This window comes from Paenibacillus sp. sgz302190, assembly GCF_059820445.1.
Genome location: NZ_JBZYAO010000070.1, coordinates 1 through 13,559 on the forward strand (window position 1 = coordinate 1; position 13,559 = coordinate 13,559).

Consider the following 13,559-nt stretch of genomic DNA (forward strand, 5'->3'; position numbering starts at 1 on the left):
CGGCGAGCTGGCGCAGGTCGTGCGCCAGCGCTTCCGCAGTCCCGGCGGAGGCGTCGCCGAGGAAGCAAAGCGTAATGTGGACGTCCTGCGGATGCGTCCACTTGTGAAAAGGCAGCTTCTCCTGAGCGCTGCCTTTCCACGCGTCCAGCGCCGCTTTGGACGCGTCGGGGAGACGGATGCCGACGAACAGCCGGTACGGGTCGGCGGAAAAATTTTGAAGAGACATACTATTCCTCCTAGAGCTTTGTATTGGTGCCGTTTGACATGCGGACTTAAAGCTTAGCATGTCCAGCAGAGGTTTTACTTGATGCGTGAGGCGAATCTTGCTATCATAACCATAGTATATTAAGCAAAGGTGGGTTATTCATGAGCAATCGTGCGTATAATTTTAATGCGGGGCCTGCGGCGCTTCCGCTCGAAGTGCTGCAAAAGGCGCAGGAGGAGCTTGTCGAATTTAAAGGAATCGGCATGTCGATTATGGAAATCTCCCACCGCAGCGCGGAATATGAGCAGGTCCACAACGAAACTCAGCAGCTGCTCAAACAAATTTTCGGCATTCCGGAAGGGTATCAGGTGCAATTTCTGCAAGGCGGTGCGAGCACGCAGTTTGCCATGATTCCGATGAACTTCCTCAAACAGGGCAAAGTGGGCAGCTATGTTCTGACCGGCGCTTGGGCGGAGAAAGCGGTTCAGGAAGCGGGATTGTTCGGCGAAGTGTCCATCGCAGCCAGCTCGAAAGAGCAAAAGTTTATGAAAATTCCGGATTTAAGCGAAATCAACATTCATCCGGATGCAGCCTATTTGCACCTCACTTCCAATGAAACGATCGAAGGGGCGCAGTTCCAAAGCTTTCCGGACACAGGCAGCGTGCCGCTGATCGCCGATATGTCCAGCGACATTTTGAGCCGTCCTGTCGATGTGTCGAAATTCAGCATGATCTACGCGGGCGCGCAAAAAAACCTCGGTCCGTCCGGCGTTACCGTCGCTATCCTGAAAGAGGACATGCTCCAGGATTTGCCAAAAACCATTCCAACGATGCTGCGCTATGAAATCCATGGCAAAAACAACTCGTTGTATAATACGCCGCCGGTGTACTCCATCTACATGGTAAACCTTGTGCTGAAATGGATTCAAGAGCAGGGCGGACTTGCGGCCATCGAAAAAAACAACCTCGAAAAAACAGGCCTGATCTACAGCGCGATCGATCAAAGCGGAGGCTTCTACCGCAGTCCGGTCGATGCGGGCAGCCGTTCGATGATGAACGTGACGTTCCGTCTGCAGGATGAGGAGCTTGAGAAGAAATTTATTAAAGAGTCCGAGCAGAACGGCTTTGTCGGTTTGAAAGGCCATCGCAGCGTAGGCGGATTAAGAGCTTCGACTTACAACGCGGTGACATATGCTTCCTGCAAAGCGTTGGCTGACTTTATGGCCGATTTCCAAAAGCGCAACGGATAAATCGACCGGCTGGACTTGTATCATTCAATTTTTAAAGCTATTCAGGGCGTTGTTCCGTCCCTGGATAGCTTTGTTTGGTGTTTTGGCATGAAATTGGATTTATTTGGTAGAGAGGGCTTCGTCCCGTTGTTGTTGCATGGGGGTCCTAAAGGCCTATGAGGATGCTGGCATGGACCTATTTTTTTGTTTTTGGTGCACCACTTTCGTACCGGATTATCCCCAGTTTATCCCCAGATTTGCAAGCGAATATCCCCAGCGCATTGCTCTGAATGATGAAATCAGGACTCCGATTTAGCCCGCGCCGGACAAGGAACAGCCGAAAATGACGTTCCTTATTTTGCCATTTCACGCCTTTTATCCACATATTTTTTGCCGTTTTTTATAGCTGAACGAGGCTTCCGAAATGAGAGATTTTCGAGGTTTGATAGTCGGATTTGCTCATTGACAAACACTATATCTTGATATAAATTGAAATCTATCAACTATATCTCGTGATGGATAGGTGCTTCGCGTTCTAGAGACACGCACGAAGCTTAATAGGGAAGTCCGGTGCAAATCCGGCGCGGTCCCGCCACTGTTCAGGAGGAGTTTTCATCCGATTGCCACTGGCTTGCTCCGATAGGAAAGCCGGGAAGGCGGATGGGAATGATGATCCCAAGCCAGGAGACCTGCCTATTCGTAAGAATCACCCCTACGGCAGATAGGAAGGTGTCCAGACTCCCACTCCAGTGGCAGGCGTTATGTTCGCATGTTCCTGTGGCGTATTCGGTCCTTCTTTTTGCCGAATGCGCCATTTTAATGGTTTTGACAGAAGGAGACGAAATCCCATGCTGATTGCTTACGATTCCAAGACGGGAAATGTCCGCAGATTTATTAAAAAATTAAATTTGCCTGCGGTTCAAATTGAAGAGGCGATGAAGATGGATGAACCTTTCGTGCTTGTCACCTATACGACAGGCTTTGGTCAAATTCCGGAGAAAGTCGCACACTTTTTGGAGCGGAACCATCCTAGGCTCCAAGGCGTAGCGGCCAGCGGGAACCGGAATTGGGGAGATGGATTCGCAAAGAGCGCGGACCGCATCGCCGAGCGTTACGGCGTGCCTGTGCTCGGCAAGTTTGAACTGTCCGGAACCCGGCAGGATGTTCAGCGATTTGTTCAGGAGGTGCACGCAATTGCGGCATATTGAGTTAAACAACCAGATCATGCAGCGCGGTGTCGACGGCTTTTTTCAATTGGAGAAAGACCGGGAAGCCGTGCACGAATTTATGGAAGAAGTGAACCGCAACAGCCTTCATTTTGCCGATACGGCTTCGAAGGTTCGTTACATGATAGATAACAACTTTTACGAGGATGTTTACGAGAAATATTCCGCATCCGAAGTTGAAGATACATACAAAATCACTCACGAATATAACTTCGAATTCTCCTCGTATATGGCGGCTTCGAAGTTTTATACGGATTACGCTTTGCGCAGTGACGATAAAACCCTTTATCTTGAGCATTATGCGGACCGGGTCGCGATTGTGGCGCTTTACTTGGGTCGCGGCGATGCGGAAACGGCGAAACAGTTGGCGAAATCGATGATGGAACAGCGGCTGCAGCCTGCGACGCCGACGTTTTTGAATGCCGGCAAAAGCCGCAGGGGCGAGATGGTATCCTGCTTCCTGCTGGAGATGGACGATTCGCTGAATTCGATTAACTATGTGCTGGGCACGTGCATGCAGCTGTCCAAAATCGGCGGCGGCGTGGCCGTCAATCTGTCCAAGCTGCGCGGCCGCGGAGAGTCGATCAAAGGCGTCGAGCGTGCGGCCAAAGGCATTATGCCGGTGCTCAAGCTTATGGAGGACGCTTTTTCCTATGCGGATCAGATGGGCCAGCGTAAAGGTTCCGGAGCGGCGTATTACAACATCTTCGGATGGGACCTCATGGAATTTTTGGACAGCAAAAAAATCAATGCGGACGAAAAGTCGCGCCTCAAAACGCTGTCGATCGGTTTGATCGTGCCGAATAAGTTCTACAAACTGGCCGAAGAGAACCAGCCGCTGCATGTGTTCGCGCCTTATACGGTATACAAAGCGTACGGCAAGCACCTTGACGATATGGACATGGACGAGATGTACGACACGCTGCTGGCGGACCCTAGAGTCAAAAAGAAACCGGTGATGAGCGCCCGCGAAATGCTCGTAAAAATCGCCACGACGCAGCTGGAATCCGGCTATCCTTACATGATGAACCGCAGCAATGCGAATTTGGCGCACCCGCTCAAGCAGATCGGCGCGATCAAGATGTCTAACCTTTGCACGGAAATTTTTCAGCTGCAAGAGACGTCGGAAATCGGCGATTACGGCGATGAGAACCTGATTCGCAGAGATATTAGCTGCAATCTGGCTTCCTTGAACATAGCGAATGTCATGGATCTGAAAAAGCTGCGCGAATCGGTGCACGAGGGCATGATTGCGCTGACCTCCGTCAGCGATATGACGACGGTCGCCAACGCGCCGGGCGTAGCGAAGGCGAACCGCGAGCTGCACTCGGTCGGACTGGGTGCGATGAACCTGCACGGATATTTGTCCAAAAACAAGATCAGTTATGAGAGCGAAGAAGCGAAAGATTTTGTCCGCACGTTTTTCATGGCGATGAATTTCTTCTCGATTGAAAAAAGCATGGAGATCGCGAAGTCGAAGGGCGAGACGTTCGACGGGTTCGAGCTTTCAGAATATGCCGGCGGCGCTTATTTTGACCGCTACTTGCAAACCGATTACCGCCCGGTCACAGACAAGGTGAAACAACTGTTCGAGGGCATGCAGATTCCTTCTCCGGACGATTGGGCCAAGCTGAAGGAAGAAGTGCGCGCTCACGGGCTTTACCATGCGTACAGAATGGCTATCGCTCCTACGCAAAGCATTTCGTACATCCAGAATGCGACTTCCAGCGTCATGCCGATCGTCGAGCCGATCGAAACGCGGACGTACGCGAACTCGACGACGTATTACCCGATGCCGTATTTGCGGAGAGACAATTTCTTCTTCTATAAATCGGCGTATCAAATGAACCAATTCAAAATTCTTGACCTGATTGCCGAAATCCAGACGCATGTCGATCAAGGCATTTCGACGGTGCTTCATGTCAACAGCGATGTGACGACCAGACAGCTTGCGCGCTATTATTTGTACGCTGCCCGCGTCGGGTTAAAATCGCTCTATTACACGCGGACGAACCAGCTCTCCGTTGAAGAGTGCGTCAGCTGTTCGGTGTAACGGGAAGGGGAATGAATACAAGATGACCACCAAGAGAGCCGTCAACTGGAACCGGCCTGACGACGATTTTACGATCACGTTCTGGAATCAAAATATTATGCAGTTTTGGACGGACGAAGAAATTCCTCTGTCTGACGATAAAATGTCCTGGATGACGCTGAACGAAGCGGAGCGCGACCTGTATATGAAAGTGCTGGGCGGGCTTACGCTGCTCGATACGATGCAGGGCGGCGTAGGGATGCCAAGAATTTTGGAGCATGTGGACGGGCTGCAGCGCAAAGCGGTGCTCAGCTTCATGGGCATGATGGAGCAAATTCACGCCAAATCGTACAGCAGCATTTTTACGACGCTGTCTACGACGGAGGAGATCAACGACATTTTCCTCTGGGTGGAGCGAAATCCGTATTTGCAGTTCAAGGCGAATACGATTGCCAAATATTACGACGGCATTCACACCCGCAAGGATCTGTATTTGGCTATGGCGGCATCCGTGCTGCTTGAAAGCTATTTGTTCTATAGCGGCTTTTTCTATCCGCTGTATTTGGCCGGCCAAGGCAAGATGACTAGCAGCGGCGAAATCATCGATCTGATTTTGCGCGACGAAAGCATTCACGGGCTGTATGTGGGCGTGCTTGCCCAGGAAGTGTACGAGGAGCTGACGCCGCAGGAGCAGGACGAGGCTTACGAGACTTTGACCGCGCTTCTGAAGGAGCTTCATGCGAATGAGGAAGGGTACACGGAGGATCTGTACAGCGCGATCGGCCTGGACCGGGAAGTGAAGGCGTTCCTGCGTTATAACGCGAACAAGGCGTTTATGAATCTCGGGCTCGACCCTGCATTCCCGGAAGAGGAGATCAATCCGATCGTGCTGAACGGACTCAGCACCAAGACGAAGCAGCACGACTTTTTCTCCAAAAAAGGCAACGGCTACGTTCGCACGATTCATGTGGAGCCGCTGAATGACGACGATTTTGTTTTTGACAATTTGTAAGAAAAGCTTGTATAAAAATTAATATTCATGTATAGTTATACATTGTATCGAATGTAAGCAGACAATTGCATATTGTGGAGACAGGTGCTCTCGCCCGAATGAATCGTTCTTGGGCTTGAGTTTAAAAGGGAAGTTCGGTGCAAAGCCGACGCGGTCCCGCCACTGTAACAGAAGAGTCGCAGCAAACATCGCCACTGGTTGAATGAATAACCGGGAAGGCTGCTGCCGATGATGACGCTGATAGCCAGGAGACCTGCCTGTTTCAACGACACTGCTTTTACCTACGGGAGATAGGGAGGTGTTAGATGGCAACCGATAAGTATAATCGCGAGGCGTCTTTCCCTTTGTCTTTTTGAGGGAACGACGTCTTTTTTGTGTTCCGCTCAGAAAGTACAAATAAGGAAAACGGAGGCGAGCTTAAGTGGCTGGTGCAATAAAAATTGGCAATTTGGGATATCCGAGAATCGGTGAGGACCGGGAATGGAAAAAAGCGCTGGAGGCGTTCTGGTCCGGTAAAATAAGCGAGCAGGACTTAGTGGCGGAGATGGAGCGGATCCAGCTCGCGCATGTGCAATTTCAAAAATATGCGGGGCTGGACGAAATCCCGGTAGGCGATTTCACTTATTACGATTCGATGCTGGATATGGCGGTCATGTTCGGTATCGTTCCGGCGAGGTTCGCGCATTCGGGAGGGTGCGTGCCGCTTGCCACTTATTTCGCGATGGCGCGCGGGAACAGTCAGGGCGCGGCCTGTGAAATGACAAAATGGTTTAATACGAATTATCACTACATCGTCCCGGAAATCGGGGAGGACGCACCAACGTTAACATACAACAAACCGCTGGAGGCGTACCGCTTTGCCAAGTCCAGGGCGGACGTCGAAGGCAAACCTGTGCTGGTCGGGCTGTACACGTTCCTCAAGCTGTCGAAGGGGTTCGCGGCTTCGCGGCTCGGCGAGAAAGTCGGGCAGTTTTTGCCGGTCTATTTGCAGGTGTTGAAGGAACTGGCGCAAGAAGGCGTCGCTTGGGTGCAGATCGATGAGCCCGCCTTGACGACGAATCCGTCCGCGGAGGAACTTGAGCTTGTGGAGCAAATTTACGGCGCCATCCATCGGGAAGTGCCGGGGTTGAACGTGATGCTGCAGACGTATTTTGAGGCGGTCGAGCATTATGAGCGGGTGGTCCGCTTGCCTGTTCAAGGCATCGGACTGGATTTCGTGCACGATGGCGGGGCCAATTTACGGGCTGTGGAGGCGCACGGATTTCCGGCCGACAAGCGTCTTGGCGCCGGCATTATCGACGGGCGCAACATATGGCGCGCCGACCTGGAAGCGAAGCTGCTGCTGGCGCAAAAGCTTGCGGCACACGTACCGCACGAGCGGCTGGTGCTCCAGCCGTCCTGCAGCCTGCTGCATGTGCCTGTAACCGTTGTGCGGGAAACGAAGCTTCCCGCCGCATTAAAGCAGGCGCTTGCTTACGCCAACGAGAAGCTGGTCGAACTGAGGCTGCTCGGCCAGGCGCTCGCAGGCGGACAGGAATCCGCTGCGGCCGAGTGGCAGTGGAACCGGGAGGCGCTTGCCGGCTTCCGCGCGCTGCCTGAGCGGAACCGCCAGGATGTAGCCGCGCAGTTGGCCGGGCTTGAGGTAGTCTCGCATACGCGCGGTCTGCCGTTTGCCGAGCGCTTTGCGCTGCAAGCCGCTCACTGGAAGCTTCCGCTGCTGCCGACGACGACGATCGGCAGTTTCCCGCAGACGCCGGAGGTACGCAGCGCCCGCCTGAAATGGCGGAAGGGCGAGCTGAACACGGCGAAGTACGAAGCGTTCATCGATCAGGAGATCGCCAGCTGCATCAAGATCCAGGAAGAGATCGGCCTGGATGTGCTCGTCCATGGTGAGTTCGAACGCACGGACATGGTGGAATATTTCGGCGAGAAGCTGGACGGCTTCGCCTTTACGCAGAACGGCTGGGTGCAATCGTACGGCTCCCGCTGCGTCAAGCCGCCCGTCATTTACGCGGATGTCGCATTCGCGGCGCCGATGACGGTGAAGGAAAGCGCCTATGCCCAGTCGCTGACGGCTCTTCCGGTTAAAGGCATGCTGACCGGGCCGATCACGATTTTGAACTGGTCGTTCGTCAGAGACGATTTGAGCCGCGAACAGGTGGCGAACCAGATCGCGCTGGCGCTGCGGAAGGAAGTTAAAGCGTTGGAGAGCGCAGGCATCGAGATGATTCAGGTTGACGAGCCGGCGCTCAGAGAGGGCTTGCCGCTGAAGGCGAAGGATCAGCAGAGTTATTTGGAATGGGCGGTCAAAGCGTTCCGCATCGCCACTTCCAGCGTCAAGGATACGACGCAAATTCATACCCACATGTGCTACTGCGAGTTCCATGATATGATCGATTCCATACGCGCATTGGATGCGGACGTGATCTCGATTGAAACGTCCCGCAGCCACGGCGAGCTGATCTCAAGCTTTGAGCTGCAGGGCTACGATCACGGCATCGGTCTGGGCGTGTACGACATTCACAGTCCGCGCGTGCCGCAAGCGGAGGAAATGACCGAGATGATCGGGCGGGCGCTCCGGGCGCTGCAGCCGGAATTGTTTTGGATCAATCCCGATTGCGGCCTGAAAACGCGGAAGTGGGAAGAGACGGAAGCCTCTCTGCGGCATATGGTGGAAGCGGCCCGTCAGGCGCGCGAAGCATTTAGCGAATCGGTTCGGGCTTAATAGACGGCAAAAGTAAAAAAGAGCACCTCCAACCTCTCCGGTAAAGAGAGCTGGGGGTGCTTTTTCGTTCATGAGGGGGATGCGCCAGTTGCGGCTAGGCAAGCGATTCCTTCACGGCAGGCTCGGTCAGCTTGTAGCCGACGTTGCGAATCGTGACGATATATTCGGGGTTGCGCGCATTGTTCTCGATTTTATCGCGCAAATGGGAGATGTGAACGTCGACAATCCGCGTATCGCCGAGGAAGTGGTAGTCCCATACGCCGTGCAGCAGCTGCTGGCGGCTGAGCACTTTCCCGCGGTGCTTGCAAAGGAAGAGCAGCAGTTCGAACTCTTTGGGCGTCAGCTCGATCGGAGTGCCGCTGACCGTAACTTCGCGCTGATCCGAGCGGATCGTAATCTGGCCGATGTGCATAGGCGCGTTCTCGTTCGTGGACGGCAGCGCCTGCACGCGCCGCATAATAGCCTGGATGCGGGAGATCAGCTCCTGCGGGCTGAACGGTTTGGTCATATAATCGTCCGCTCCGTTGTCCAATCCGGCGATTTTGTCGGTCAAGTCCTGCATAGCGGTCAGCATAATGATCGGCACGAGATTGTTTTGGTTTCTCAGCTTGCGGCAAACCTGGAAACCGTCCATTTTGGGCAGCATCAGATCCAATACGATCAAATCCGGACGGAACGTCTGGATAGCTTCAAATACGGCTTCGCCGTCGTAAACGCACTGTACTTCGTATCCTACCAGTTTCAAGTTGAATTCTATAAGCATCGAAATGGACGGCTCGTCATCCACAACTAATATTTTTCTTTTCATCGATATGTCGGCTCCTTTAATCGAATGATAAGTCTATTATGAAGGTATTCTATCAACGACATATTAAGATAAAGTTATCCCTGTGTTAAATTGATTTCCTGCTGCTCTTATAATAGGATATAATGTGAGGTGAATTTGACGGAAATGGCTTTTCATATCGTGCTGGTCGAACCAGAAATACCCGCAAATACAGGCAATATATCCCGCACTTGCGCGGCGACGGGAACTTATCTGCATTTAGTAAGGCCTTTAGGCTTCCAAACCGACGACAAAACGTTGAAACGCGCGGGGCTTGATTATTGGCATTCCGTAAAGCTGGAATACCACGATTCGTTTGACGAGGTGCTGCAAGCATATCCGGACCGGAGGTTTTTCTTCGCGACGACGAAGGCGGAAAAGCGTTACACGGATTTTACATTTCAGGACGGCGATTTCTTTGTTTTTGGCAAGGAAACCAAAGGCTTGCCTGACTCTATCCTGAACGCGCATCCGGGAACTTTGATGCGGATGCCGATGAGCGATGCGGTGCGGTCGCTTAATCTTTCCAACTCCGCCGCAATTATTTTATATGAAGGTTTGCGGCAGACCGGTTTCGCCGGCCTCACGTAAGCTGGCGGATTGATCGCCGGGTCCAGGCGCTGCGGCGCGGCAAAAAAGCCTATGAGCTGCCCGTTTCCGAAAGGAAGCCGGCAGTTCACAGGCTTTTTTCACTCCATCGGGAAATTGTCCCATGGCCATTTGTTTTTTTCGATGCCTTTCACCCATTGTTCGGAAAAGCTCACGTATTTAATGTGCGTGCGGGTACCGAATGCATAAGCGGCATGGATCATTCCGTCTTTCGATTGGATGAGAAAGGGGTATTCGTATCTCCGGTTGAACCGCGCATTCTCTTCCCCGCAATAATGATCTCCCGTGTCAATATGCCGCATGTACGGCCAAGTTTTTCCTTCGTCCTCGGAAATCGCTATCGTAACGGGAATTCTCTCATAGGGCCAAATCGTTACATCCGGATCTTCGTTTGCGCTGCAATTGTTGAAAATGATGGCGATGCCGCCGCTTTGGAGGCGAATGGCGCGGATCGACGCATTGTTGTTCGGGAGCGCCGTTTTCTCGGGCACGGTCCAGCTTTCCCCGTAGTCCGACGATCGGCTGGAATAAATCCGGTCTGCATTGCGGCTGCGGAAAAAAGCAGCGAGCTTGCCGTCGTCAAGCTCCACGATGGAAGCGTGGACTCTCCCTCTGCTGCCGGGAATTTCAATTTTTCGCCATGAACGGCCCTCATCGTCGGATACGTGCACGGCGCTGTAATCGTGGCCGAATTGCTTCGTTTCGTCGAGACTGCTGTACCAGACGGGGAATATCCAGCGGTTGTTGCTCAATACTGCAATGGGATGACGGCAAAAAGTTCCCGGCTCGTCAAACAGCGCCTCCGAAGGCCTCCAATGCTCCCCGTTGTCGCCGGAGATCCGGCATTGCACCCGGGACGTATGCTGCATGGCGAACGGCCCTGACGCCTCTTTGCTTTTGAGCATGGCTTGCCATTCGGCCAGCGAGCAGCCGCGGGTGTCCATCGTCGTGTGCAGCAGCCAAACTTTTCCGTCTGGGGCTTGAAACAGGGACGGATTTTGATCGGCTTTGGCAAAGTCGTCGGAGAGGCGGACAGGGGACGTCCATTGCGCCTGCCGGTGGCCCAGCCTGGACATGTAAATTTTAATGTCGCCGGCCCCTTCGTCAGATCCGCCAAACCATACGCACAGCAAATCTCCGTTATCCAGTTCGATCAAAGCGGGGGCGTGATTGGTCGGCGCGGCGGCAGGAATCAGCGCTTCGATCCGGTCGGATTCATGATGCAAATAGCATTGCCCGTCTTGCAGCAGCGATTTTAAATGGACGATTTTGGTTTGATCCATACGAGTTCCCCTCATTCTGTGCAGGATATAAAGCGCTTTCTAAATTTTTCGGGCGTGTTAATTAATACGGCAATTCGGTTTATTGGGATGATTGGAGTTATTAATTTGTGTTGCGATATAGCACTTTTAACGAATATATCATGTGATGGATAGGTCGTCAATTCATTTATTGTTATATTTTGAAACAATCTTGCTGAATTAGCGATTGTTGTGAAGCGGTTGCCCGGCGGACAAAAATATATCGAAATTTTTTCGTTTTCATAATTGCAATTTTCGCAGAATTGAGCTATATTATGCCTAAAATTGCAACAGAGGGTGTAAACGTGAAAATAAAGACATTGGTCATTGCCCCGTATCGCGGGCTTTTGGAGCTGATCAACAATTTGGAGAGCGAGCTTCCGGAATTTGAGATTACAGCTATTCAGGGCGACCTGTCCGAAGGCCTTCATGCGTTCAAAGAACGTTATATGAACAGAGAGTTCGATGTCGTGATTAGCCGCGGCGGCACGGCGAGGCTGCTCCGGAATCATATTCCGCAGCCCGTAGTTGAAATCCAGGTTTCGGGATTTGACATTTTAAGAATTTTGACGCTGCTGAAGGGCTACAAATCGAAAATCAAAATCATCGGATTTCCCAACATCATTCAAGGTTTCGGCGCCGTATCGAGCTTGATGAATATCGAAATTCCGTGCGCGGAAGTTCAGGGGGAGCATGAAGTCGAGCCCGCTTTGAGAAAAGCGAAGGAAGAAGGAGTTATCGTCGTTGTCGGCGATAACGTGACGACCCGCCTGGCTAATGAGCTCGGCATGCAGGGGGTTTTGATCACTTCGGGGCGGGAGTCGGTGCTTGACGCTTTTTACTCGGCCAAACAGATGTACCGGGTGCTGAACTCTTCCAAAATCCGCAATGTCGTCTATGAGGATTTGTTGAACCAGGTGGATCAGGGCTTTGCGATCGTCAATGAGCAGGGCGTAATGGAGTATGCCAATGCTTTGTTTAAGCAGCGCCTGCAGTTGGAAGAGCAAGAGAGCGAAGCGAATTCATTGTTCGCGGATCATCCCTACTTTTTGAAATTAATCGAGGATTTGCAGCGGGAGCAGCCTTTGTATGAGCCGTTGAATTTTTATGCGGCCGGCAAGAAGTTGACGGTTTCGGCGAAACTGCTGAACCTTGTTCCTGCCAAACCTTCATATTTGTTCAAATTGACCGCTTCGGAGGATGCAGCGGACAGCTTGCATATCATTTACCATAAAAAAAGCGGGGCTTCCGCATTTCCCCCGATCATTACGCTCGGCGAACCGTTTCAACAGGCGTTCATCGCCGCGGAACAGCGGTTCCGGGAGCATTTGCCGATTGCCGTTTACGGCGAGACGGGAAGCGGGAAAATGCTGTTTTGCGATATGCTGTATCAAATGGAGCGGTATAAAGACGGGAGCATGATGGAAATCGTGATCCAGGATGGCAGCGAGGAGACGTGCACCCGACTGCTTAAAGTTGTGCAAAACGCCCAAGCCGACTCGTTGGTGTACATCAGAGGCCTGGAAAAAACGCCGGCTTCTTTGCAGCGGAAACTGTGCCAAATGCTGCCGAAGCTGACAAGCTATTTTGTGTTTTCGTTTTTGCGCAGCCCGGATCAATTGAAGGACGAAATGCTGCTCGATTCGAAAATGTTTGAATCGCTCAGCCGGGCGAGCTTGTTTTTTCCGCCGCTTCGCGATCATGCGCGATATTTGGAGGAGCTGGTGCGCACTTTTATAGTGCAAAGCAACGAAAAATACGGCAAACAGGTCGTCGGCATCCGTCCTGCGGTGCTGGAGGAGCTGCGGACGCACCCTTGGAAAGGGAACTTTATCGAATTGAAAGAGATGATCGAGGAATCCGTAAAAAATGCGAGCGGCGAATATTTGGAGGATGACGCGCTGCAGCTCCTTTACGCTTCGAACAGCGGCGACAAACGGCGCGGCGGAGCGGCCGGGCGCATCGATATCAGCCGCCCGCTGGAAGATATCGAACGGGAAATCATCCAGCTTGTTCTGGAGGAAGAAAACATGAACCAGTCCAAAGCCGCCAAAAGATTGGGCATCAACCGCTCCACTCTATGGCGCAAAATAACGGAAAACAAATGAGAACAAGGCGCGTATCCTTCGGGAATGCGCCTTTTTTGTGCGTGGTCGGCCGCCGACCGCCGTTATGCAGAGGCAACACCCGTGCGGTATTTCACTTGACGGGCGACTGGGGTCTTTTGTTCGCGCAAGATGGCGCAACCGGCTGGGTGGCGAAAGCTGAGCCCGGCTTGCCTTGCGAGAACGAAAACCTGCAAAAGTGGAGCGACCAAGCATAGGTCGAGTGAGGTAGCAGGTGGGAACCCTGCTTGGAAAGGTGTTAGCCACATCACCAATAACGAGTCTTGGA

General features: G+C 52.5%; 10 protein-coding genes and 2 riboswitches. Of the genes, 7 read left to right on the top strand and 3 right to left on the bottom strand.

Going from position 1 to position 13,559, the window contains the following annotated elements; all coding sequences use genetic code 11:
* A partial coding sequence (locus tag AC6RNO_RS35860) for a 2'-5' RNA ligase family protein (RefSeq protein ID WP_497108364.1) occupies positions 1-226 on the bottom strand: 226 nt, incomplete at its 3' end.
* 140 nt (positions 227-366) lie between these two features.
* On the opposite strand from AC6RNO_RS35860, the gene serC reads away from it, so the two are divergent.
* The 5 genes from serC (at position 367) to metE (ending at position 8,429) form a co-directional block, all read left to right on the top strand.
* Positions 367-1,455, top strand: a complete 1,089-nt coding sequence (gene serC / locus AC6RNO_RS35865; protein WP_474683485.1) for a 3-phosphoserine/phosphohydroxythreonine transaminase — start codon at positions 367-369, stop codon at positions 1,453-1,455.
* A gap of 483 nt (positions 1,456-1,938) precedes the next feature.
* Positions 1,939-2,145: riboswitch (cobalamin riboswitch) on the top strand.
* 137 nt (positions 2,146-2,282) lie between these two features.
* On the top strand, positions 2,283-2,642 hold the full coding sequence (gene nrdI / locus AC6RNO_RS35870) for a class Ib ribonucleoside-diphosphate reductase assembly flavoprotein NrdI (protein WP_474683486.1): 360 nt from the start codon (positions 2,283-2,285) through the stop codon (positions 2,640-2,642).
* Positions 2,629-4,713, top strand: coding sequence for a class 1b ribonucleoside-diphosphate reductase subunit alpha (nrdE, locus tag AC6RNO_RS35875; RefSeq protein ID WP_474683487.1), 2,085 nt, complete (start codon positions 2,629-2,631; stop codon positions 4,711-4,713). The genes nrdI and nrdE overlap by 14 nt, the downstream gene beginning before the upstream one ends.
* A gap of 22 nt (positions 4,714-4,735) precedes the next feature.
* Positions 4,736-5,704, top strand: a complete 969-nt coding sequence (nrdF, locus tag AC6RNO_RS35880) for a class 1b ribonucleoside-diphosphate reductase subunit beta (protein WP_474683488.1) — start codon at positions 4,736-4,738, stop codon at positions 5,702-5,704.
* A 65-nt stretch (positions 5,705-5,769) separates the two neighbouring features.
* A riboswitch (cobalamin riboswitch) is annotated at positions 5,770-5,979 on the top strand.
* 146 nt (positions 5,980-6,125) lie between these two features.
* The gene (gene metE, locus AC6RNO_RS35885; protein WP_497108365.1) at positions 6,126-8,429 is read left to right on the top strand and encodes a 5-methyltetrahydropteroyltriglutamate--homocysteine S-methyltransferase; all 2,304 of its coding nucleotides are present in this window, start codon (positions 6,126-6,128) and stop codon (positions 8,427-8,429) included.
* Between the two features lie 94 nt (positions 8,430-8,523).
* On the opposite strand, the gene AC6RNO_RS35890 is transcribed toward metE, so the two are convergent.
* Positions 8,524-9,237, bottom strand: a complete 714-nt coding sequence (locus AC6RNO_RS35890; RefSeq protein WP_474683490.1) for a response regulator transcription factor — start codon at positions 9,235-9,237, stop codon at positions 8,524-8,526.
* A 144-nt stretch (positions 9,238-9,381) separates the two neighbouring features.
* Here AC6RNO_RS35890 and trmL point away from each other — a divergent pair, with 144 nt between their 5' ends.
* Positions 9,382-9,846: a tRNA (uridine(34)/cytosine(34)/5-carboxymethylaminomethyluridine(34)-2'-O)-methyltransferase TrmL gene (trmL, locus tag AC6RNO_RS35895; protein ID WP_497108367.1), complete on the top strand. Its 465-nt coding sequence runs from the start codon at positions 9,382-9,384 to the stop codon at positions 9,844-9,846.
* Positions 9,847-9,944: 98 nt separating this feature from the next.
* Here the strand turns inward: trmL and AC6RNO_RS35900 are convergent, their stop codons facing one another.
* Complete coding sequence (locus tag AC6RNO_RS35900) at positions 9,945-11,147, bottom strand: exo-alpha-sialidase (protein WP_497108366.1); 1,203 nt, start codon at positions 11,145-11,147, stop codon at positions 9,945-9,947.
* Positions 11,148-11,470: 323 nt separating this feature from the next.
* Here AC6RNO_RS35900 and AC6RNO_RS35905 point away from each other — a divergent pair, with 323 nt between their 5' ends.
* The gene (locus AC6RNO_RS35905; RefSeq protein WP_488437054.1) at positions 11,471-13,273 is read left to right on the top strand and encodes a PrpR N-terminal domain-containing protein; all 1,803 of its coding nucleotides are present in this window, start codon (positions 11,471-11,473) and stop codon (positions 13,271-13,273) included.
* The last annotated feature ends 286 nt before the right edge of the window (positions 13,274-13,559 follow it).